This window comes from Kallipyga gabonensis (genome assembly GCF_001286805.1).
Lineage (GTDB): Bacteria > Bacillota > Clostridia > Tissierellales > Peptoniphilaceae > Kallipyga > Kallipyga gabonensis.
In genome coordinates, this window is the sequence record NZ_CXYV01000002.1 from 682,655 (window position 1) to 703,994 (window position 21,340).

At 50.6% G+C, this 21,340-nt stretch carries 16 protein-coding genes; all 16 read left to right on the forward strand.

What is annotated here, in order from left to right:
- Positions 1-152: 152 nt before the first annotated feature.
- The 16 genes from secA (at position 153) to BN2373_RS04610 (ending at position 21,270) form a co-directional block, all read left to right on the forward strand.
- Positions 153-2,984 (forward strand): preprotein translocase subunit SecA, encoded by a 2,832-nt coding sequence (secA, locus tag BN2373_RS04535; protein WP_053942952.1) that lies wholly within the window; start codon positions 153-155, stop codon positions 2,982-2,984.
- Positions 2,985-3,008: 24 nt separating this feature from the next.
- Positions 3,009-4,122, forward strand: a protein-coding gene (prfB, locus tag BN2373_RS04540) for a peptide chain release factor 2 (RefSeq protein ID WP_238379627.1) whose coding sequence is annotated in 2 segments (ribosomal slippage) — positions 3,009-3,080 and positions 3,082-4,122 — 1,113 coding nt in all. Because the reading frame shifts where the segments join, the coding sequence is not laid out codon by codon here.
- A 2-nt stretch (positions 4,123-4,124) separates the two neighbouring features.
- On the forward strand, positions 4,125-5,876 hold the full coding sequence (locus BN2373_RS04545) for a proline--tRNA ligase (protein ID WP_053942954.1): 1,752 nt from the start codon (positions 4,125-4,127) through the stop codon (positions 5,874-5,876).
- Positions 5,863-6,405, forward strand: a complete 543-nt coding sequence (locus BN2373_RS04550) for a thioredoxin family protein (RefSeq protein WP_053942955.1) — start codon at positions 5,863-5,865, stop codon at positions 6,403-6,405. The genes BN2373_RS04545 and BN2373_RS04550 overlap by 14 nt, the downstream gene beginning before the upstream one ends.
- A gap of 163 nt (positions 6,406-6,568) precedes the next feature.
- Complete coding sequence (locus BN2373_RS04555; RefSeq protein ID WP_053942956.1) at positions 6,569-8,587, forward strand: ABC transporter substrate-binding protein; 2,019 nt, start codon at positions 6,569-6,571, stop codon at positions 8,585-8,587.
- Positions 8,588-8,687: 100 nt separating this feature from the next.
- A complete protein-coding gene (locus tag BN2373_RS04560; protein ID WP_053942957.1) occupies positions 8,688-10,169 on the forward strand; it encodes an ABC transporter permease in 1,482 nt (493 codons plus the stop codon).
- A 2-nt stretch (positions 10,170-10,171) separates the two neighbouring features.
- Positions 10,172-11,251, forward strand: a complete 1,080-nt coding sequence (gene oppC, locus BN2373_RS04565; RefSeq protein ID WP_082338003.1) for an oligopeptide ABC transporter permease OppC — start codon at positions 10,172-10,174, stop codon at positions 11,249-11,251.
- Between the two features lie 10 nt (positions 11,252-11,261).
- On the forward strand, positions 11,262-12,350 hold the full coding sequence (locus BN2373_RS04570; RefSeq protein ID WP_053942958.1) for an ABC transporter ATP-binding protein: 1,089 nt from the start codon (positions 11,262-11,264) through the stop codon (positions 12,348-12,350).
- Complete coding sequence (locus tag BN2373_RS04575) at positions 12,328-13,341, forward strand: ATP-binding cassette domain-containing protein (RefSeq protein WP_238379628.1); 1,014 nt, start codon at positions 12,328-12,330, stop codon at positions 13,339-13,341. The genes BN2373_RS04570 and BN2373_RS04575 overlap by 23 nt, the downstream gene beginning before the upstream one ends.
- On the forward strand, positions 13,328-14,182 hold the full coding sequence (locus BN2373_RS04580; RefSeq protein ID WP_053942959.1) for a purine-nucleoside phosphorylase: 855 nt from the start codon (positions 13,328-13,330) through the stop codon (positions 14,180-14,182). The genes BN2373_RS04575 and BN2373_RS04580 overlap by 14 nt, the downstream gene beginning before the upstream one ends.
- 140 nt (positions 14,183-14,322) lie before the next feature.
- Positions 14,323-14,754: a PaaI family thioesterase gene (locus tag BN2373_RS04585; RefSeq protein ID WP_053942960.1), complete on the forward strand. Its 432-nt coding sequence runs from the start codon at positions 14,323-14,325 to the stop codon at positions 14,752-14,754.
- Between the two features lie 168 nt (positions 14,755-14,922).
- A complete protein-coding gene (locus tag BN2373_RS04590) occupies positions 14,923-16,272 on the forward strand; it encodes an acetyl-CoA hydrolase/transferase family protein (protein ID WP_053942961.1) in 1,350 nt (449 codons plus the stop codon).
- A 139-nt stretch (positions 16,273-16,411) separates the two neighbouring features.
- On the forward strand, positions 16,412-17,530 hold the full coding sequence (locus tag BN2373_RS04595) for a glycosyltransferase family 4 protein (protein ID WP_053942962.1): 1,119 nt from the start codon (positions 16,412-16,414) through the stop codon (positions 17,528-17,530).
- The gene (locus BN2373_RS04600; protein WP_053942963.1) at positions 17,527-18,939 is read left to right on the forward strand and encodes a lipopolysaccharide biosynthesis protein; all 1,413 of its coding nucleotides are present in this window, start codon (positions 17,527-17,529) and stop codon (positions 18,937-18,939) included. The genes BN2373_RS04595 and BN2373_RS04600 overlap by 4 nt, the downstream gene beginning before the upstream one ends.
- Positions 18,940-18,961: 22 nt before the next feature.
- On the forward strand, positions 18,962-20,233 hold the full coding sequence (locus tag BN2373_RS04605; protein ID WP_053942964.1) for an O-antigen ligase family protein: 1,272 nt from the start codon (positions 18,962-18,964) through the stop codon (positions 20,231-20,233).
- Entirely contained in the window at positions 20,230-21,270 is a 1,041-nt protein-coding gene (locus BN2373_RS04610) for a hypothetical protein (RefSeq protein WP_053942965.1), read from the forward strand. Before BN2373_RS04605 ends, BN2373_RS04610 begins: the two co-directional genes overlap by 4 nt.
- Positions 21,271-21,340 lie beyond the last annotated feature (70 nt).

Consider the following 21,340-nt stretch of genomic DNA (forward strand, 5'->3'; position numbering starts at 1 on the left):
TCTTTTTTTGTCATATTATGAACAAGATTTTGTGTATAATGAATCTGTATGATTATTTTGAAATTGGCTCATGAGCAAGCAGGGAGAATCTTCCCTACTCAGGAGTCACCTGCTTGATTGATGAACTCTGTATAAGATAGGAAGAAGGGAAAATGGGTTTATTTGATTTCTTGACCAAGTCCTTCAGTGAAAAGGAAATTGATCGGATTCAACCGCTGGTCAACCGGGTCCTGGATCTGGAGGAAGAAATGGGGGCCTTGTCCGACCAAGCCCTCCAGGCCAAGACCGAAGAATTTAAGAAGCGTTACCGGGAGGGCGAAACCCTGGATGATCTCCTGGTGGAAGCTTTCGCCGTTGTCCGGGAAGCCGCCTGGCGGGTCTTGGGCATGAAGCCCTATCCTGTCCAGATCATCGGGGGCATCGTCCTCCACCAGGGCCGGATAGCGGAGATGAAGACCGGTGAAGGAAAGACCCTGGTCTCCACCATGCCGGCCTACCTCAACGCCATCGCCGGCAAGGGGGTTCATGTTGTCACCGTCAACGACTACCTGGCCACCCGTGACTCCGAGTGGATGGGAAAGGTCCATGAATTTCTTGGCCTCCGGGTAGGATGTATTCTTCAGAACATGTCCACCGGTGACCGTCAGGCCGCCTATAAAGCCGACATCACCTACGGAACCAACAACCAGTTCGGTTTTGACTACCTGAGAGATAACATGGCCATCTACCAAAGCGGTTTGGTACAAAGGGGCCTCCACTACGCTATCGTTGATGAGGTGGACTCCATCCTGGTCGATGAAGCCCGTACTCCTCTAATTATTTCCGGTCAGGGAGACCCATCAACCGAAATGTACTCCCGGGCCGACACCTTCATCCAAACTCTGGAAGGCCGGATCATGGACCCGGATGAAGATAATATCAACCCCCTGGACCAGCTCCTGGATGGAGCCCCGGAACTGGAAACGGTGGATTACCTTGTCGATATGAAGAGGAAATCCGCCAACCTGACCGAGCAGGGTAATGATAAAGCGGAAAAATTCTTCCATGTGGACAACATTTCCGACCCCTCTCACATGGAGCTCATGCACTACATCAACCAGGCCCTTAAGGCCCGGACAACCATGAAAAGGGACATTGACTATGTGGTTGTAGACGATGAGGTCAAGATTGTCGATGAATTCACCGGCCGTATCATGGAAGGGCGCCGGTATTCCGACGGCCTCCACCAGGCCATTGAAGCCAAGGAACGGGTCCCCATTAATTCGGAATCCAAGACCCTGGCCACCATTACCTTCCAGAACTTCTTCCTCATGTATGGGAAACTGTCCGGTATGACCGGAACGGCCATGACGGAAAAGGACGAGTTCTCCGAAATCTACCACCTCGACGTCATCGAAATTCCCACCAACCGGCCCATGATCCGGAAGGACCAAAATGACCTGATTTTCAAAAATGAGAAGGGGAAGTTCTCCGCCATTGTGGACGAAATCCGGGCAGTCCATGAAAGCGGCCAGCCTATCCTGGTGGGCACCGTGGACATTGAAACATCGGAGCTGATTTCCGGCCTTCTGAAAAAGGTGGGGATCAAGCACTCCGTCTTGAACGCCAAGTTCCACCGCCAGGAGGCCGAAATCGTGGCCCAGGCGGGACGCTTTGGGACAGTCACCATTGCCACCAACATGGCCGGTCGTGGTACCGATATTGTCTTAGGTGGAAATCCGGAGTGGATGGCCAAAAAGGAGATGTCCAACAAGGGCTATTCGGATGAGTTGATTGAATGGGCCGACTCCTTCCGTCACGTGGAGCCGGAGGACCGCTTTCCCCTGTCGACGGTCGTCACCGAAGAAGAGGAAGCGGATGCGGAAGTTCAGTTCATCACCGGCCGAGAAATCATGGATGCCCGGGCTCTTTTTTCCCAACTCAAGGAGAAATTCAGTCAGGAAACCAAGGAGAATGCGGAGAAGGTCAGGGAGGCAGGGGGTCTCTATATTCTGGGGACCTCCCGCCATGAGTCCCGCCGGATCGACAACCAGCTCCGGGGCCGTGCCGGCCGTCAGGGAGACCCGGGTGAATCCCGCTTCTTCATCTCCCTGGAAGACAAGCTCATGTACCTTTATGGGGGAGAGCGGATGCGGAACATGTCCCAGTCCTCCATGTTCCCTGATGATGAGCCCATTGAGGCAGGCATGCTGACCAAATCCATCGAAAGGGCCCAGTCCCGTGTTGAGGCCAACAACTTTGCCACCCGTAAGCGGGTTCTGGAATATGACAACGTCATGAACGTCCAGCGGAAGACTGTATACGGAGAAAGAAAGCGGGTCCTGGACGGGGAGAACATGAAGGACTACATCAAAACCATGATCGAAAGCACCGTCTCCGATGCCGTGGATTCCTTCTGCCCGCCCGCTGTTTCCTCGGAGAGTTGGGAACTGGAGGGGCTCTTCACCTACCTTAACACCCTCTTCCTCCCCCAGGGAATCCTGGCGGTCACGGACATCCGGGAAATGAGCCAGGAAGAATTCAAGGCCAAGCTCCTTGAGATTGCCTTTGATATTTATGAAAAGAAGGAAAAGGAGCTGGGTCAAGAGAACATGCGGGAGATGGAACGGATCGTCCTTCTCCAGGTGGTTGACAGCAAGTGGATGGACCACATCGACGCCATGGACCAGCTCCGCCAGGAGATTGCTGTCCGCTCCTATGGTCAGGAGGATCCGGTTCGGGCCTACGGCAATGAAGGCTTTGATATGTTCGCCGCCATGAATGAGGCCATTCGGGAGGATACGGTCCGTCTGATTTACCATGTTGTTCCCGCCTCTTCTCTGGAGAGGACCCGGGTAGCGACGCCCACCCGGGAGATTTCCGGGGACAGTGAGGAAGAGGAAAACAAACCCTTCGTCCGCAAGGGAAAGAAAATCGGCCGGAATGATCCCTGCCCCTGTGGGTCGGGGAAGAAGTATAAAAACTGCCATGGAAAGAACCAATAAGAAGAACCAATAAGGAGGAAAGCCATGGATCACCACGAAATCATCGGACTCCTCGCCTCCATGGGAGAGGTCCTGGACGAGCTTAGGGGGTCCCTTTGACATCGAGGGCCTGGAAGAATCCGTCCGCCAACTGACAATACAGACCATGGAGGCCGGATTCTGGGATGATCCCGACCGGGCCAAAAAGGTCATGATGGACCTGGATGCCAACAAAGAAACCATCGATCGCTATAAGGGGCTGGTGGAAAGTCATCGTGACCTGGAAGAGATGATGGACATCCTTTCTGAAGAAGAATTTTTTCAGGCCCGGGAAGATCTTTCCGAGGAGGTCCGCCTCCTGAATAAGAAGGTCTCCGCCCTCCGGACTCATGCTCTTTTGTCCGGGAAATACGACCGGAACAACTGCTACTTCTCCATCCATGCGGGTTCCGGCGGGACGGAGGCGACGGACTGGGCGGAAATTCTCCAGCGAATGTATGAGCGTTGGTTTGAATCCCGGGGCTGGAAGTTTGAACAGACGGCTTTGACCCTCAATGAAACAGGCGGGGGGATCAAGTCGGTGGACTACTTCGTCACCGGGGCCTATGCCTATGGCTACTGCAAGGGAGAAAAAGGCGTTCACCGACTGGTTCGGATTTCGCCCTTCGATTCTCAGGGCAGACGTCATACCTCCTTTGCTTCCGTGGACGTTTATCCGGAAATTCCGGATGTGGGGGAGATTGAGATCGATGAAAAGGACCTCAAGATCGACACCTATCGGTCCTCAGGAAAAGGGGGCCAGCACGTCAACACGACGGATTCCGCCGTCCGGATCACCCACCTCCCGACCGGGGTGGTGGTGACCTGCCAGAATGAACGATCCCAAATCCAAAACCGGGCCAAGGCCTATGAGGAGTTGGTGGCCAAGCTGGTTCAGATCAAGGAAGAGGAACACCGGGAAGAAATTGCCGACATTCAGGGAAAATACACCCAGATCTCCTGGGGAGCACAGATCCGCTCTTACGTCTTCCAGCCCTACACCATGGTCAAGGACCACCGGACAGGCCATGAAATGGGCAATGTGGAGAAGGTTATTGACGGAGACCTGGATGATTTTGTTGAGGCTTACTTAAATTGGAAAGCACAGGAAGAGGTGTAGCCATGAGAATGAAACGATTTTATATGCCCACCCTAAGGGAGGTGCCGGCGGACGCGGAGATTGCCAGCCACCGCCTCCTCCTCCGGGCCGGAATGATCCGGATGACGGCTTCGGGCATTTATTCCTACCTCCCCCTTGGGGAGAGGGTCCTTCAGAAGGTGGAGCGGGTAGTCCGGGAGGAAATGGACCGGGCCGGTGCCCAGGAAATCCGGACCTCCATCCTCCAGCCCCGAGAAATCTGGGAGGAGTCGGGACGGTGGAGAACTTTCGGCCCGGAAATGTTCAAACTCAAGGACCGGAACGAGCGGGAATACTCCCTGGGCCCCACGGCCGAGGAATCCTTCACCGACCTGGTCAAGGAAGAAATCCGGTCCTACAAGCAACTCCCCCTCAACCTCTACCAGATCCAGTGGAAGTACCGGGATGAGAAGCGGCCCCGTTTCGGGATCAACCGGTCTCGGGAATTCCTCATGAAAGATGCCTACACCTTTGATGTGGACCGGGAATCCATGGAAGCCGCCTACCAAAACATGTGGGATGCCTATGTCCGGGTCTTTGACCGCCTGGGCCTGGACTATCGGGTGGTCCTGGGCGACAGCGGGGCCATGGGAGGGAACCTCTCCCATGAGTTCACCGCCCTCTCTGAAGTGGGGGAAGGCGTGATTGTCTATTGCCCCGACTGCGACTATGCGGCCACGGATGAAAAGGCCGGGATGGCCGGGGAGGAAGCTCCGACCGAAGAGGCCGGCCAGGTAGAGAAGATCTCCACCCCCCATGTGACCACCATCGAGGACCTGGTGGACTTCCTGGGCCTGGATGCCGCCAGGATGGTCAAGGCCATCTGTCTTAAGGCCGGCGGGGATCCCATCATGGTCTTCCTTCCTGCGGAAAGGGAGCTCAATATGGCCAAATTGGTGGCCTACCTCCAGGTTCCTGAACATGAAGTGGAGATGATGGACGATGAGACTATTGAAAAGCTGACCGGAGCTCAGGCAGGTTACACCGGGCCCATGGGCCTGGATGAGTCGGTCCGGGTTCTAGTCGACTGGACGGTGACTCAACGGTCCAATCTGATCTGTGGAGCCAACGAGACGGGCTTCCATTTGAAGAACGTCAACTTCGGCCGGGATTTCGATGGGGAAGTGGTGGATGACCTCCGGATGGTCAAAGAAGGGGACCGGTGTCCCAAGTGCGGTGCCCCCCTCCACTTTGCCCGGGGAATTGAAGTAGGGAACATCTTCCAGCTGGGGACCAAGTACTCCGAATCCATGGGGGCCAGCTTCCTGGATGAGAATGGGAAGTCCCAGCCCATTATTATGGGGTCTTATGGAATCGGGGTCACCCGGTCCATCTCCGCGATCGTTGAGCAGAACCACGATGACAAGGGAATCATCTGGCCCCTCCTGACCGCCCCCTACCAGGTCATCATTTCCATCATGAACATGAAGGACATCGTCCAGGTGGACCTGGCGGAAAGAATCTATGCCGACCTCATGGATAAGGGGGTTGAAGTCCTTTTGGATGACCGGGATGAGCGGGCCGGTGTTAAGTTCAACGACCGCGACCTGATTGGAATCCCCCTCCGAATTACGGTGGGAAAGAAGGCCGGAGAAGACCTGGTGGAGTATTCCACCCGCAAGGAGATGGTCAATGAGGATGTGACGAGCGAGGAAGCGATCGGCCGTGTTTCGGCCCTTTGTATGGACTTATGGGGAAGAAGTGCAAGAGGAGAATTAACCAATGAAAATGAATAATAAATTCTTGCTGGGAGCCTTGGTCTTAGCTATCACTTTAACCGCTTGCGGGCAGAATAAACCGATAGGAGAATCCGAGTCCGGTCAAAGCGAGTCTGTCAGCCAGATGGAATCGGGAGGGGAAGCTTCTTCGGAGGAAGAAAGCGAAGAAGAGAAGGCGGAGAAGAAAGCCTACAATGAATTAGTGGGAACTTATCCCGCCATCACTATTGACCAGGTGGAGGAAGCTCAGAAAAAAAAGGAAGACCGCCTGATTTACATGGGGGCGACCTATTGCCCTTATTGCCGAAAATTTATTCCATTATTGGATGAAGTGGCAAAAAAAGAGGGCTGGACCCTTTATTATATGGACGCGGAGGCTCAGGGAGAGGAATTTGACCATTTTGCCAAGGAATTGAAGGTCGAATACATCCCGGCAATCCTCCTTGTCAAAGAGGGCAAGGTCATAGCTTACGACACCAACAACTTTACCCAGCCCTTCACCAAGGAGGACATCCAAAGCAAAGTTGAAAGCTTGCTGAATAATTAGTGAATAATGGAAAAAATCCGGGAAAAATACGGTCGCTTGCATAATAATTATGCAAGCGACTTTTTTATTATCATTATAAATTTCTCTCATTCCTTGAAAAAAAGCTCCATTGTGCTATACTGAATCAAAATTACTACACGATTGAATCGTGAAGGAGGGAAAAATGAAAAAGAAATTGCTGGCATTGTCATTGGCACTTGCTTTGACCCTGACCGCTTGTGGAAACAATGGTGGCGGAGAGAGCAAGTCCGGAGAATCTCAGGAAGCCCCCGGCTCTCAAGCTACGGAGAACATTCCTGAGAAAGAGCTCACCATTACTTATGGAACAGACTTGGCGAATATGGACTATGTAACCACTGCCAAGGAAACCGACCACCGGGTCAATGCAAACTTAGTCGATGGACTTCTTGATAATTCTCCTACCGGGAAACTAATTCCCTCTATTGCGGAATCCTGGAAGTCGAATGATGATAAGACGGTTTGGACCTTCAAAATTCGTCCTGATGTTCAGTGGGTCACCCATACCGGTGAGGCTTACGACACCGTTAAAGCAGAAGACTTTGTCACTGGCGTTCGTCATGGTGCTGAATTCAACTCTGAGGCCGTTTATCTCTTACAGGGTGTTTTAAAGGGATATGATGAATATCTTGCTTCCGACTTCTCCGATGAAGCCTGGGATAAGGTCGGCGTAAAGGCCGTTGATGATACCACATTGGAATTCACCTTGGAGCAGCCTACTCCCTACTTCGATTCCATGACCACCTATTCTGTGCTATATCCAATTAATAAGGCTTTCCTCGAAAGCTCCGGCGATGGCTGCAAACTGGGTGCTCCCAACAAAGACAAGTGTGACTTTGGTGCCGCAAAGTTGGACTCCATTCTTTACAATGGTGCTTACATCCTCACCGAAAACACCGCTAAATCCCAGCGCGTCATGTCCAAGAACACGGCTTACTGGGATGCCGCCAACGTACACGTTTCCAAGATCACTGAAGTCTATGATGATGGATCCGACAACTATTCCGGAATCAAGGGCTTTGAAAACGGCGTTTATAGCCAGGCTGCATTAAATCCGGGCTGGGCTGACTATGAAGACTATGTAAAGAAATATGAGGGACAGACCCACTACACCCTCCCCAACGGAACTGCATTTGGCGTTGTCTTCAACTTTGATCGTCAGACTTTCAATGAAACCAACTATGCGACTGACGAGACGCTGAAAAAGAACACCCACGATGCAATCCTGAACGAGAACTTCCGTAAGGCTCTTCGTGCCGCCTACGACGTTGTCGCTGACCAGTCTGTCGACAACCCTGTTGATTTGGCAAAAGCATCTCAGCGTAACATCAACAACGCTCCTGATGTCGGCACCCTGTCCGATGGAACCATGTATCCTCAACTGGTTACCGATGCTTATAATGAAGCAACCGGCGAAAAACGCGACTTGAATGATGGGCAGACGCCTTTCTACAGCAAAGAAGAAGCCATGGAATTCATCGAAGCAGCGAAGAAAGATGGCGTCGTCTTCCCGATCCATCTGGATATGCTGGTCATTGAGACCTCCGATCGTCTGGTCAAGAAGGCTCAGTCCATGAAAAAGTCCATCGAAGACAATACGGAAGGCAATATCATCGTTGAGCTCGTTATGAGATCTGAGGACACCGTCACCAATATTGCTTACAAGGAATCCGATCCTACGGCCATGGACTATGATATTTCCACCTTTACCGGTTGGTCTCCTGACTACAATGACCCCAAATCCTTCGTTGACATCTATTCCCCAACCACCGGCTACTATATGATGGCCACCGGCCTTGGCATGATGGAAAAGACCAAAGATGGTAAAGAGGTCATCGCTAACGAAGATCTGAAGAAGCAGTTGGGCTTTATGGACTATGAACAGCTCTATCGCGATGCGGACAAGATTACTGATGATATGGACGCCCGCTATAAGGCTTTTGCTAAAGCTGACGCTTTCTTAATCGAAAAATGTCTCTATATCCCCACCGGGATGAAGGCACGTGGTGATGTGGTTTCCAAGTACGTCCCCTTCACCAGAGCCTATGCCTCTTATGGTTTGGCCGATTCTAAATATAAAGGCCTCCAGATTTCCGATGAGATCATCACAACGGAAGAATACGACAAAGCCTACGAAGAATGGCAGAAGAATTTCGGAAAATAATTCTGGAAACTTGATGCCGATAGTGGAACTATGATTGAGGGGGTTGAGTGCATCTCAACCCCCTCAATTCAATCGTTGCTGGAAAGTGTAAGGAGACAAAATGACTCGATATATCATCAACCGATTGATAAAGTCAATAATCTCTCTTTTGATCGTCGTATGCATTGTTGTGGGCATTCTCTATAAGCTCGTCCCGGTATCCAAAATCTTCCTTCAGGATGATGCCTATAAAAAGCTTAAAGGCAATCCAAAAATCGCCTATAAGCTAGCCACCATGGAGTCCCTGGGTTACTTAGACTATGTCACAATTCCGGAAATGTGTGCCCTGAAAGAGGGCGGATCCGGTTGCACAGAAAATGGTTCCGACGAACAAAAAAGAGTGATCGAAGAATTCGAAAAAGATGGTTATAAGGTTCAGCAGATGACGGAGTCCGGGGAAGGCTATGGAGCCGTCTATGCAACCAAGGAGTATGGTGTTTTCCGCCTGGTCTGGAACTACTTATCCCAGATGGTTCAAATTGACGGTCCCAACCGGATTCAGGATCCGAATAATCCGGACCTGGAACGGGGTTATTCCTTTGGAACCGGTCCCAACGGTGCTCCGGCCATCAAATGTTCAGGATGTAAATACAAGTACCAACTCTATTTCAATGGGCACTTCCCCTTCATCCATCAGAATGCGATTAAACTCTTTTTCGGGAACTCCTACCCGACCAACCAGGGCATTCCTACTCTAGAAGTTATTAGTCAGGGTCAGGGTCAGTTAAAAGCGACCAAACAGACCTTCCCAACAGGAGAAGTCCTTCAAAGCCCGGTCAACCAGTTCACTTTATCCTACAAATCCGAGTTGGACCATTTAGACCAAAAGCGTTTTACCGATCACTATGCGAACGGACGAACGGTTCATAAGAACCCTTCGATGATCTCTACCTCTTATATTTTTGGGGTGAGTTCGCTGATCCTGACTTACCTCTTCGCCATGCCCTTTGCGATTGCCATGGCCCGGAACAAGGATAAGCTCATCGATAAGATCGGCATCGTTTATATTAATGTCCTGATCGCCGTGCCTTCTTTGGCTTTCATTTTCTTTGTCAAGTATATCGGGGTTTCCTTAGGGATGCCGGATAAGTTCCCTCACCTGGGCTTTGAAAATCCCTTGTCCTATGTCTTGCCCATTCTCATTCTGGGACTCTTATCCACACCTTCCCTCATGCTCTGGGTACGGCGGTATATGGTCGACCAGGAGACAGCGGACTATGTCAAGTTCTGCAAGGCAAAGGGACTGTCACGCAAGGAGATCTCCTCCCGCCACATCTTTAAGAATGCCATTATTCCTATCGTTAACGGTATTCCGGCTTCTATCATCCTGGCCATCTCCGGTGCCGTTTTAACCGAGGCTGTATTCGCCATTCCCGGTATGGGCAAGATGCTGCCGGATTCCATTAAAGCCATGAACAACAATATGGTCATCACCTTGACCTTTATCTTCTCGGCTTTGGCTATTTTCTCCGTTTTCCTGGGTGACATCTTGATGACCATTGTTGATCCTCGGATTTCTTTGAACTTGAAGAAGGGAGAGTAAGGATGACCGATCAAAACAAGAAAAGTCCCAACCTTCGGGATGAGATTGCTGAAGTCCTTGCTGAGGATGAAAAATCGGCTCAGTCCTTTGAAAAGACTACCGAAGAGAAAATTGTCCAACCCCCTTCTGCCGAGGAAACCCACAGCGGGCTTGAAGAAGTCGATCAGGTAGATCCCTTTTCTTTCTACCGGGTTGATGAGAAGGTTTCCGAGAAGATTGCCGCCCCGGAGTATTCTTACTGGGGGTCCGTCTTTAAGAAGTTCTTCTCCTCCAAGGTGGCGATCACCATGCTCATCATCTTGGCCCTTATTCTTCTCATGTCCTTCATTCAGCCCATGATTTCCGGCTTCTCCAACATGGATGCGACAAATATCAACGATAAATCCCAGTGGTTCCTTCCGCCATCATCGGAACACCTTTTCGGAACCAACGATAAAGGCATTGACCTATTTAACCAGGTCTGGGCAGGAGCAAGAACTTCACTGTCCATTGCCATCATCGCCACCTTGATTGTTACCGTCATCGGCCTGGTGGTCGGGACCTGGTGGGGCTTCTCCAAACGGGTGGATATGGTCATGATCGAAGTCTATAACATCGTATCCAATATTCCCTTTATCCTTATCGTCATGGTCCTGTCCTATGCTTTGGGCGCCGGTGTTCCCCAGCTGATCTTTGCTATGACCGTGACGACCTGGGTGGGGGAGGCCTATTTCTATCGGGTTCAGGTTATGATTATCCGTGATCGTGAATATAACCTGGCGTCAAGAACCCTGGGTTCTTCCAAACCCAAGATGATCATTCACAATGTTTTACCCTACCTGGTTTCCGTCATCGTCACCTCCATATCCCGGTCCATTCCGGCCTTTATTTCCACGGAAGTTTACCTCTCCTTCCTCGGTACCGGTCTTTCGGAGGAATCAGCTTCCCTGGGACGTATCGTTCAGAAGAACGTGAGCTATATGACCTCAGCTCCCCACCTCTTCCTGATCCCCCTGGGACTGACGGCCCTGATTTCCATTACCACCTATCTGGTTGGCCAGACCCTGGCAGATGCTGCGGATCCGCGCAACCATATGCTGTAAGGAGGCGACTATGGAAATGAATGTTAATAATCCTATTATTTCCGTCAAGGACCTTGAAGTAAAATTTAAGGTTCGTGATAAAGAACTCACCGCCATCCGGAACATCTCCATGGACTTCGAAGAAGGCCAGGTGGTGGCCATCGTCGGCGAATCCGGTTCCGGAAAGTCGGTCTTCACCAAGACCTTTACCGGGATGCTTGACTCCAACGGAAGAATCTCCAATGGAGAAGTATGGTTTGAGGGTCGAGACATCTCCAAACTGACGAAAGACAGCGAATGGGAGAAAATTCGGGGAAGTAAGATCGCTATGGTCTTCCAGGACCCCATGACCTCTTTGGACCCGGTTCGTACTGTTGGCTATCAGATTTCTGAAGTCATCATCAAGCACCAGAAAAAGGACAAGAAGGAAGCTCGAAGAATAGCCGTTGACCTCATGTCCCGCGTCGGTATTACGGATGCGGACAGGCGTTATGATGAGTATCCTTTCATGTTCTCCGGTGGTATGCGTCAGCGTATTGTTATCGCTATCGCTTTGGCCTGCCAGCCCAGAGTCCTGATCTGCGATGAACCGACGACCGCCCTTGATGTGACCATCCAGGCACAGATTATTGAGCTGATCAAAGAGCTCTCCCACGAATATAATTTTACGACCATCTACATCACTCATGACCTGGGTGTGGTCGCTAAGGTTGCAGATTTGGTTGCGGTGATGTATGCCGGACAGATTATTGAATACGGGACGATTGAAGAGATCTTCTATGATCCCCGCCATCCATACACTTGGGGTCTCTTATCAGCACTGCCCCAGCTAGGCGATAAGGAAGAGGATCTGTTCGCCATTCCGGGAACTCCACCCTCCCTTTTCAAAAAAGTGGTTGGTGATGCCTTTGCCCCTCGGAATCAGTATTCTCTAGGCATTGACTTCCAGGAAGAACCGCCCATGTTTAAGATTTCGGACACCCACTTTGCCAAGACCTGGTTGGAAGATCCCCGGGCTCCTAAGGTTGAAAAACCCCTAGTGATACAGGATTTGCATGATAAAATGAAGGCACTGACATCGAAGGGAGGAATCTACAGTGACAGAGACAAAGACGAATAAAAAGCAGATCTTCGAACCTGTCGAGACTGGCGAAGTTCTCTTGGATGTTAAGAATCTTGATGTCACCTTTTACAATGGGAAGAATCCATTCAAGGCCGTTTCCGACGTCAATTTCCAAATCCATAAAGGGGAAACTTTCTCCCTGGTTGGGGAATCCGGCTCCGGAAAGACCACGATTGGACGAGCCATCATCGGTCTGAACGAAACCTCTGCCGGAGAGATTATTTACAAGGGACGGAAGATCAACGATCGCCTGCCCAAGGATGTTCGCCGAGAGGTAGTCCGGGAGATCCAGATGATCTTCCAGGATCCGGCAGCTTCCTTGAATGAGCGTGCTACCATTGACTACATCGTGGCAGAAGGCCTGGATAACTTTCATCTTTACAAGTCACGGGAGGAGAGGGCGGAAAAAGTAGCCGAGGCTCTTCGTTCCGTTGGTCTTTTGCCCGAGCATAAGTCACGTTATCCTCATGAGTTCTCCGGTGGTCAGCGTCAACGGATCGGGATTGCCCGGTCCATCGTCATGGATCCGGAGTTTATCATTGCCGATGAGCCCATCTCCGCTCTGGACGTCTCCATTCGTGCTCAGGTTCTTAACCTCATGAACAAGTTCCAGAGGGAGCAGGGGATCACCTACCTCTTCATTGCCCATGACCTGTCGGTCGTTCGTTACTTCTCCGACCGGATTGCGGTTATCCACCATGGACGCATCGTCGAGCTGGCTGAGACCAATGAGCTCTTTGCCTGTCCGGTCCATCCCTACACCAGGTCTCTTCTTCAGTCCGTTCCGATTCCGGATCCCCGGATTGAAAAGAAGAAGGAACTGATTGTTTACGATGAGTCTAAGTATGAGACGGACCAGGGCGTCCATACCCTTCGGGAAGTTGCTCCCGGCCACCTGGTCTATATGTCCGACAGCCAGGTTCCCTTCTTCCAGAATGAATACAACCGGTTGAAGCAGCAAAGAGCGGATAGTAATGCCCTCAACTAAGTCCTGCTGGGAAAAACTGGATACCTGTCTTAAAGAGGTATTCGCTTTAACAGAAGGAAAAATTGGAAACCCTCAGAAGACCAAGCCCCGGGTGGGCTTGGTTTTGGGATCCGGCTTAGGCGGTTTGGCCGACCAAATCCAAGATCCTCTTATCCTTGACTATCAGGATATTGAGGGATTTCCGGTCTCTACAGCTCCGGGTCATCTTGGACGTTTCATTTTCGGTCAGCTGGAAGGCCTTCCTTTAGTCCTCATGCAGGGTCGCATCCATCTTTACGAAGGGTATGATGTTGAGGATTGTGTCCTCCCCATCCGCCTGATGGGCTTAATGGGGATCGAAAGCCTGGTTTTGACCAATGCGGCCGGTGCCTGTAATCCGGATTTCAGCGTCGGTGATTTTTGTATCCTTCGGGACCATATCACTTCTTTTGTCCCCTCACCCTTGTTGGGACCTAATCCGGAAAAACTCGGGCCTCGCTTTCCCGATATGACCCATGTTTATGATGACCATCTCCAGGACCTGATGGAAGAGGCGGGGAAGGAAGCCGGTTGCCGAATGCACCGAGGGGTTTACATCCAGTTCACCGGACCGGCCTATGAAACGCCGGCTGAGATCAGGATGGCCCGGAGTCTGGGTGCCGATATGGTGGGGATGTCCACTGCAATTGAAGCGACAGCAGCCAACCATATGGGCCTTAAAACTTGCGGGGTCTCTTTCGCCTCCAATATGGCAGCGGGGATGTCCGGGTCTCCTTTAACGGAGACGGAAGTAATTGAGGAAGGTAAACGACAAGCCGGTCATTTCCAACATATGATCCGGCTATTCCTCAAAAAGCTGTAATTCCAATCATCAATGAAGAAAAAGCAAGTGTTCACCAGCCGTTCTACGGACGGTTGAGGGGAGGCTTGCTTTTTTTCTTTGCCGAGGGGGTATATTAGTAGTGTTATTTAAGCGAATAGAAAGAAAAGAAAGGACGAACAATGATCCCAAAATACCGGTCAGCGGATGAGCCGAGCAGGGAGAAAAACGACAATTCCATGGAATACGCCTCACCCTTTAGAGAACTTTTGGGGATAAAGGTGGACAAGAAAGACGATGATCTTGCTGTTCTCTCCTGTATCATTGGCCAGAGTCAATTGAATGGGGGAGGCATAGCCCACGGTGGGGTAGTCATGGCCCTGGCGGATACGGCTATGGGAACCTGTTTCAGCAACAGGGAGGACAACCGATCCTATGTCACCCTGGATATCAATTATCGTTTTCTGGGCCGGGCCCTGCCCGGGGATAAGGTTGTTGCGACGGCTCGGGCCCTTCGAGAGGGGGGGCGTATCCTCACCTCTACCTGCCGGTTAACGGTCAATGGCCGTTTGATCGGTTCTGCCAGCGGATCCTTTTACCTTCTTTCCGACTAGGGTGGTGAACTGGAATTTAATCCCTAAGAGCCTTATAATAGCTCTAGAAGCGGGTTATGCCATGTAGACCCCTCGCTTAATCAGATCCGGGTCCGATAGGGACCGGTCGATTTTCAAGAGAAGAAAACCTTCTCCACCTACTTCCTATTTCAGAAAGGGGACACCTGTATGAGTGATTTTCAATCGATTTATCAAGAGAAATTGACTTCGCCTGAAGAGGCGGTAAAGATCGTTCAATCCGGGGACTGGCTGGACTACGGTCATGCCCTCTCCGTTCCAAAGAAGCTGGACCAGGCCCTGGCCGACCGGGCAGAGGACCTGGAAGATGTTAATGTTCGCGGCTACCTCCTTTACCACCCTCTGGCCATCTTAGATGCCAACGACCGGGTGGGTCGGGATGTCTTTACGTGGAACTCCTGGTACTATTCAGGAACTGATCGAAAGAACGTCAAGCGGGGGAACGTCTACTTTGCCCCCATGCGGTTCGCCCAGCTCCCCCTCTACTTCCGCAAGGGAGACATTGAAAGCGTCGACGTCCTCTTCCTCCAGGTGGGGTCCATGGACAAGCACGGCTACTTCAACCTGGGGCCCTGCATTGCCTCCACTTGGGAGACCATCAAGCGGGCAAAGAAAATTGTCGTAGAAGTGAATGAGAATATGCCCCAGGTCCCGGGAGCCTTTGGAGATGTCCTCCATGTGTCTCAAGTTGACGCTATTGTCGAATCCTCCGAACCCATGGATACCATTCCCGATGCCCAGCCCTCCGAACTGGATAAAAAAATTGCGGAAAATGTTCTTCCCTACGTCGTTGACGGGGCCACCCTCCAGCTGGGAATCGGTGGCATGCCTAACGCCGTTGGTGCCATGATCGCCGAATCCGATATCAAAGACCTGTCCATCCATACGGAGATGTATGTGGATTCCATGATGAAGATGGCCAAGGCCGGCAAGCTTACCGGACGCTACAATGAGCTTCATCCGGGCAAGCAGATGTTCGCCTTTACCATGGGAACGGCCGACCTCTACGAATACCTAGACAACAACCGGTCTGTCATCGCTGCTCCCGTGGACTATGTCAATGACCCCTATGTCTGCGGACAAATGGACAACTTTATTTCCATCAACAACTGCATCAACGTTGACCTCTTTGGCCAGATCAACGGGGAATCCGTGGGCAACCGCCAGATCTCCGGAACCGGTGGTCAGTTGGACTTTGTCCTGGGCGCCTACCTCTCCGAGGGTGGGAAGTCCATTATCGCCCTGGCTTCCACCTTTGAGAATGCCAAGGGGGAGAAGGTCTCCAATATCCTTCCCACGATGAAAGAGGGAACGGCCATTACTGACCCCCGTCATACCGCCCATTACATCGCGACCGAGTACGGGTCCGTCAACCTCATGGGCAAGTCCCTCTGGCAGAGGGCGGAAGGGCTGATTTCCATCGCCCATCCGGAGATGCGGGATGGTCTGATTGCCCAGGCTCAGGAAATGGGCATTTGGAGAAAGTCCAACAAGAGATAAGATCGTCAAGGCAAAGAGAGAGGGACCCGACCGACCGGCCGGGTCTCTTGTTTTTTACGACCTGGTCGATCACATTTTTTATTCAAAATTACTCGATCGTTCGTGGTATGATGGATAAGATAGGAAGGAAGGTGTACGCATGGACAACCCCCTATATTTACAAATCTGTGCCAACCGATCCGCTCTCTACACCCATTTGTGGGAGGGAATGCAGGATATGGGTCTGACTATCCAAAGCTTCCATTTTTCTCATGAGGAATTGGGATTGCCGGAGAAGGGGAGCCCTTTTGATAAAGAGTACATCATCTCCACCCTTCCGTTTCAAAACCGGGATCGGCTTTCTTTTTTTTTGAAAGAGAAAAAGATCTACCGCTCTCTTGTTGACAACATCGATGTGAGCAGGGTTTCCATGACCCACGCCCACACCCTTTTTACGGATGGCTATTTGGCCTACCGTTTGAAAAAAAGCCATCAGATTCCCTACATCGTAGCCGTTCGATCCACGGATCTTCTTTTTTTTCGCCTGCGTTTTTACCTCAGGGGACTGGGAAGAAAGATTTTGAAGGAAGCGGAGGCGGTGGTTTTTCTTTCTGCGTCATCCAAATGGGAAGTTCTGGACCGGTATGTGAGCCGGGATCAGGCCCGGACTTTGGAAGAAAAGAGTCATATCCTTTATAACGGAATCGCCCCGGTTTTTTTAGAAAACCGGCCGGAAGGTCCGAAGAGGTTTGAAAAAGACAGAGAACTTCAGATTCTGACTGTCGGCAACATTGAGGATAACAAGAACCAGATCCTGGTTTGCCAGGCCCTTAGTCAGCTGGAAAAAAGTCGGCCTCTTTCTTATCGGATGATCGGGAAAGTGAGGGATGCCGATTATGCGAAAAAGCTATCCGCCTATCCCTTCGTTCAAATTGAGCCACCAAAGGCCCAGGAGGATCTCATCAAGGACTACCGAGCTGCTGATCTCTTTGTCCTCTTATCCAAACGGGAAACCTTCGGCCTGGTTTATGGTGAGGCCATGAGTCAGGGGCTCCCCGTCATTTACACCCAAGGACAGGGATTTGATGGGCTTTTTCAGGAGGGGGAGGTTGGTTACCACGCATCCAGCCAAGATCCTCAAGATCTGGTCAGGACGATAGATAAGATCCTGATAAACTATGAAAAGCGGTCACAAACCTGCATGGATCAGGCCCATTGTTTTGATTGGGAGAGGATCTGTCATGCCTATGTAGACCTTTATCAAGGAATTACGATATGAAGCATTTCTTAAAACGACTCGCCGGTTTTTCACTGGGTTCCTTTGTCGGTGCCCTCATCTCCGTTGTCCAGATTCCCATCATGACCCGGTTGATGACCTCAGCGAACTACGGCATTTTTACTTTTTTCAAAAATATTGTGACCCAAATCCCTCCCTTTCTTTGCCTGGGATTTGACCAGGCCTATGTCCGGGAGTACCACACCGACCACCGGAAGGTGCATGTCTTTCAACAGGCGGTCATTGTTCCTTTTCTGGTATCCGCCTTTCTTTTTCTCCTATCCATTCTCTTTCGCCACCGCCTTTCTCAGTGGTTCTTCGGACGGCCTGAGGATGGTTATCTCGTCATCTTAGGTGGCCTTTGGTGCCTTATGGGGGTCCTGGAGCGTTTTATCTTCCTCGTTGTCCGTATGGCCGAGCGTGCTTTGGACTACTCGAAAATCGGCATCGGCATTAAAGCCATGGTCTTTGTCGCTACGGTAACCATCCTTCTCTCCGGTAACCGTGAGTACTCGGGTGCGGTTTTAGGCATGACCCTGGGTTGGCTGGCAGCGGATATTTATCTCCTTTACCGTTTTCGTTCTTTTCTGGACTTCCGTCTTTTTGAAAAAGATCGGGTTCTTTTCGGTCGCATGGTTCGTTACGGCCTTCCCCTCGTTATCGGAATTGCCCTGGGTGCTGTCCTCAACACCCTGGACAACCTCTTTCTCCGTTCTTTTGCTTCTGCGGAGGAATTGGGCATTTATAATGCGGCTGCGGCCATCGTCAACCTCTTTGCCCTGGTGACCAATGCCTTCATGAACTTCTGGGTTCCCACCGCCCTCCGTTGGTATGAGGAAGACCGGGCCGTAAAGCATTATGCCTTCATTTCCGATGCTCTTCTCCTGGTTTTGACCGGCATTTTTTTCTTCCTCCTCCTTTTCTCCCCCTTGGTACCCAAGGTCCTGGGAGAAGGCTATCAAAACGTCGACCTGATTTTAGGTCTTCTTTCCATCCGCCACATTATGCGGATTCTTTCGGAAATCTCCTGTTTGGGGATCATGTTTCAAAGGAAGTCGGAATACAATATGATTATCTCCCTGATGATCTTTTTGTCCTCTCTCCTTGTGAACTTCTTCCTGACCCCCCGGCTGGGTTTTCGTGGAGCGGCCATTGCCAATGCGGTGTCTTTTATCGTATTCTATCTGTCGAGGACCTTTTTTTCACGAAAGTGCGGATTCCGGATTCCTCAAAAAAAGCAGATCATTACGGTGTTCCTTCTTTTCGGAACAGGCATTTACTATGCCCTTAATCTTCCCGGACGCCTCCCCGTTCTGATCATTGCTTTCGCTTTGGAACTTCTTGTCCAATCTTCCACCTTTACCACCATGCTGGAAATTTTCCGGGGAGAAGGGGAGTGGAATTTTGATTAGACAGCAAAGAAAGGAGAAATGAATGGCCCTATATTTGGCAATTATGGCCGGTTCTGTCTTTTTGGGGACAGAGCTTTTTGCCCTTCCTCTGCCCTTTGCTCAGTTGTCCATCTATCGGTTCATGGCCTTTCTCCTTATGCCGATGATGGTTTACCACCTTATCATCAGAAAAAAAGACCTGGTCTGGGAACCTCACCTGGGGGCATCCCGAATCTACCTGGGTTATCTTGCCTTCTTTGCCTTTTCCCTGGTCGGCATTCTCTGGGCAGAGTATAGACCGGAGTGGTTTCGGGCAAACTTTCTGATTTTCCTGGGATTACTTTCCATTACGGGTTTATTTTTCTATATCCGGACCATGAAAGAGTGGAGGCTGGTTTTTCACATTGTCTGGTGGTTTATGGTGGCCCTTCTTTTTATGGGCCTTTATGAGAGTTTGACCGGCCGCTATATTTTAGGCGATGAAGCTTTCATCACCTTATGGGGGGAGAACCGTGCCCCTTATGAAAGACGGGTTGCCTTTACTATTTTTGCCAATCCCAACGATTTTGCCAGCTTTGTCACCGCTTTTGTCGCCTTATCCACGGTCAGGATTTTCAGGATTAAGAATATTCCCTCTCTGGTTTTTACCGTTTTTCTGATGGTAATTTCACTTGTGCTCGTCTATGAAAGTGAATCTCGCCTTTCCCTGGCTTGTTTGGGCCTTATCCTCATCCTTTTCATCTATTTGTCCTGGGTAAAGACCGACATCACCTTCCATTTGAATGGGGAGTGGGCCTTTATTCTCGCCGGAGTGGGCATCAGTCTTCGGGCTCTCTATCCGAAGATTGCTCAAGTGGTTTACATCATGACCAACCCGGGGACCCTTTCCTACACCTCCTCCGGCCAGATCCGATTAGGCTTGCTGAAAAATGGATTGGTTTTTCTCGCCCGATCTCACGGCCTGGGCATCGGGTCCGGCAATATTCGGCCGACCATGGTCGTTGATGCTATTTTTGAGACCGGGAAAAAAGCGGATCTTCATAACTGGTGGGGAGAGATCCTGGTGGGGAACGGCATTATCGGCTTCTTCATCTATTTGGTCACCTATATCCTGACCATTATGGGCTTGGTGGATCGAAGGAAGAATCCTCGTTTCCGTCCTGAGGCGAATGCCCTCCTGATTTTCGTCATTGTCTGGATTTTACTTTCCCAGATTTCATCAAACAATATGTCTGTCGAATGGCATTGGGTTATTTTCGGCCTGGTCATCAGCTTCCTTAAAGTAAGCGAATTAGAAGAGAGGAATGAACAATGAGTTTAACCGTAATTATTAAAGAATTTTTCCGTCTCCTGCGTGAGAAGATCCTTCTGGTCGTCCTCTTTGTTGCCCTTTTTGGAGGCATGGCCTTCTTCTTGGGATCCAAACAGATGAAAGAGGGTGGGACTGAAAAAGTTGTTGAAGAAGAAGTCGCCTATAAGGAAGTCCTGGCGAATGTCTATGCTCAGCAGCCGGCGGTCTTTGAAGTCTCCATCATGTACGATGGTGGAACCTACTTCAGCAATGCCGCACTTCTGGATGCCTATTTTTCCAGCCCTGATATGGTGAAGACCGCTCAGGCGAAAACAGGAATTCCCCTGGATAAATGGTATGAGGCGGAGATGTTCTTTTATGACCCCAGCCTTCGGGATGAACGGGGGGGAATCTTTGTTAACAGGAATCGAGCAAGTGAAGTACAGAAATTTTACGTGAATAATGGGGCAAGCGCAGAGGAAAACTTAAAACTGGCCAACTATTACTTTGATCAGATTATGGGAGGAGATGTTCCCATTCTGACAAACACTCTTCGTTACGTCATCACCAGCCCTCACCTGATCGACCATGAAAGAGACGCTACCGGTCAGCTGATCAACGTTCCTGACCAGGTCAAGGTTAAGCGGGTGGGAACTTCCCCCAAAACCTTAGCCATGGCGGGAGCCATTTTAGGCCTGATTGGCATCTTCCTCCTCCTTTTCTTCTTCTATTTGCTCAAGGATACGATTCGCTATGCCTTCCAGTATGCCTGGACTATGGATGATGTATTCCTCATGTTTAACCGAAAGAAGGAAAAGGATCGAACCCGTCTTAAAGATTTCTTCGCCCACAACCGGGGACAGGTTATCCTTGCTCAAAATGCCATAGAAGGTTTGGATAGCCTCCCTGACATCCTATCCTATTCGGGAGAGAAGGCAGCCATCCAATCCCTGGCAATCCTTATCGAAGAGGGGAAGACTTCCCGGTCCTGGTACAGTCACCAGCATGATTTGATCAAGCCCTATCACGTCCCAGTATATGTCCTCCACGTCCGTAATTAGTTTGGCTTTCCAGTGAAGAGGAAAGAATATGGTAAAATAGATCCGTGCAGAATAAAGAGTTGAAAGATGG

Excerpts from the sequence above, each read along its gene's own strand:
- BN2373_RS04590 (WP_053942961.1), top strand. The coding sequence starts at position 14,923 with ATGAGTGATTTTCAATCGATTTATCAAGAGAAATTGACTTCGCCTGAA.
- BN2373_RS04555 (WP_053942956.1), top strand. The coding sequence starts at position 6,569 with ATGAAAAAGAAATTGCTGGCATTGTCATTGGCACTTGCTTTGACCCTG.
- BN2373_RS04550 (WP_053942955.1), top strand. The coding sequence starts at position 5,863 with ATGAAAATGAATAATAAATTCTTGCTGGGAGCCTTGGTCTTAGCTATC.
- BN2373_RS04560 (WP_053942957.1), top strand. The coding sequence starts at position 8,688 with ATGACTCGATATATCATCAACCGATTGATAAAGTCAATAATCTCTCTT.
- BN2373_RS04580 (WP_053942959.1), top strand. The coding sequence starts at position 13,328 with ATGCCCTCAACTAAGTCCTGCTGGGAAAAACTGGATACCTGTCTTAAA.
- BN2373_RS04570 (WP_053942958.1), top strand. The coding sequence starts at position 11,262 with ATGGAAATGAATGTTAATAATCCTATTATTTCCGTCAAGGACCTTGAA.
- BN2373_RS04585 (WP_053942960.1), top strand. The coding sequence starts at position 14,323 with ATGATCCCAAAATACCGGTCAGCGGATGAGCCGAGCAGGGAGAAAAAC.
- BN2373_RS04545 (WP_053942954.1), top strand. The coding sequence starts at position 4,125 with ATGAGAATGAAACGATTTTATATGCCCACCCTAAGGGAGGTGCCGGCG.
- BN2373_RS04600 (WP_053942963.1), top strand. The coding sequence starts at position 17,527 with ATGAAGCATTTCTTAAAACGACTCGCCGGTTTTTCACTGGGTTCCTTT.
- secA (WP_053942952.1), top strand. The coding sequence starts at position 153 with ATGGGTTTATTTGATTTCTTGACCAAGTCCTTCAGTGAAAAGGAAATT.
- BN2373_RS04595 (WP_053942962.1), top strand. The coding sequence starts at position 16,412 with ATGGACAACCCCCTATATTTACAAATCTGTGCCAACCGATCCGCTCTC.
- BN2373_RS04605 (WP_053942964.1), top strand. The coding sequence starts at position 18,962 with ATGGCCCTATATTTGGCAATTATGGCCGGTTCTGTCTTTTTGGGGACA.
- BN2373_RS04610 (WP_053942965.1), top strand. The coding sequence starts at position 20,230 with ATGAGTTTAACCGTAATTATTAAAGAATTTTTCCGTCTCCTGCGTGAG.
- oppC (WP_082338003.1), top strand. The coding sequence starts at position 10,172 with ATGACCGATCAAAACAAGAAAAGTCCCAACCTTCGGGATGAGATTGCT.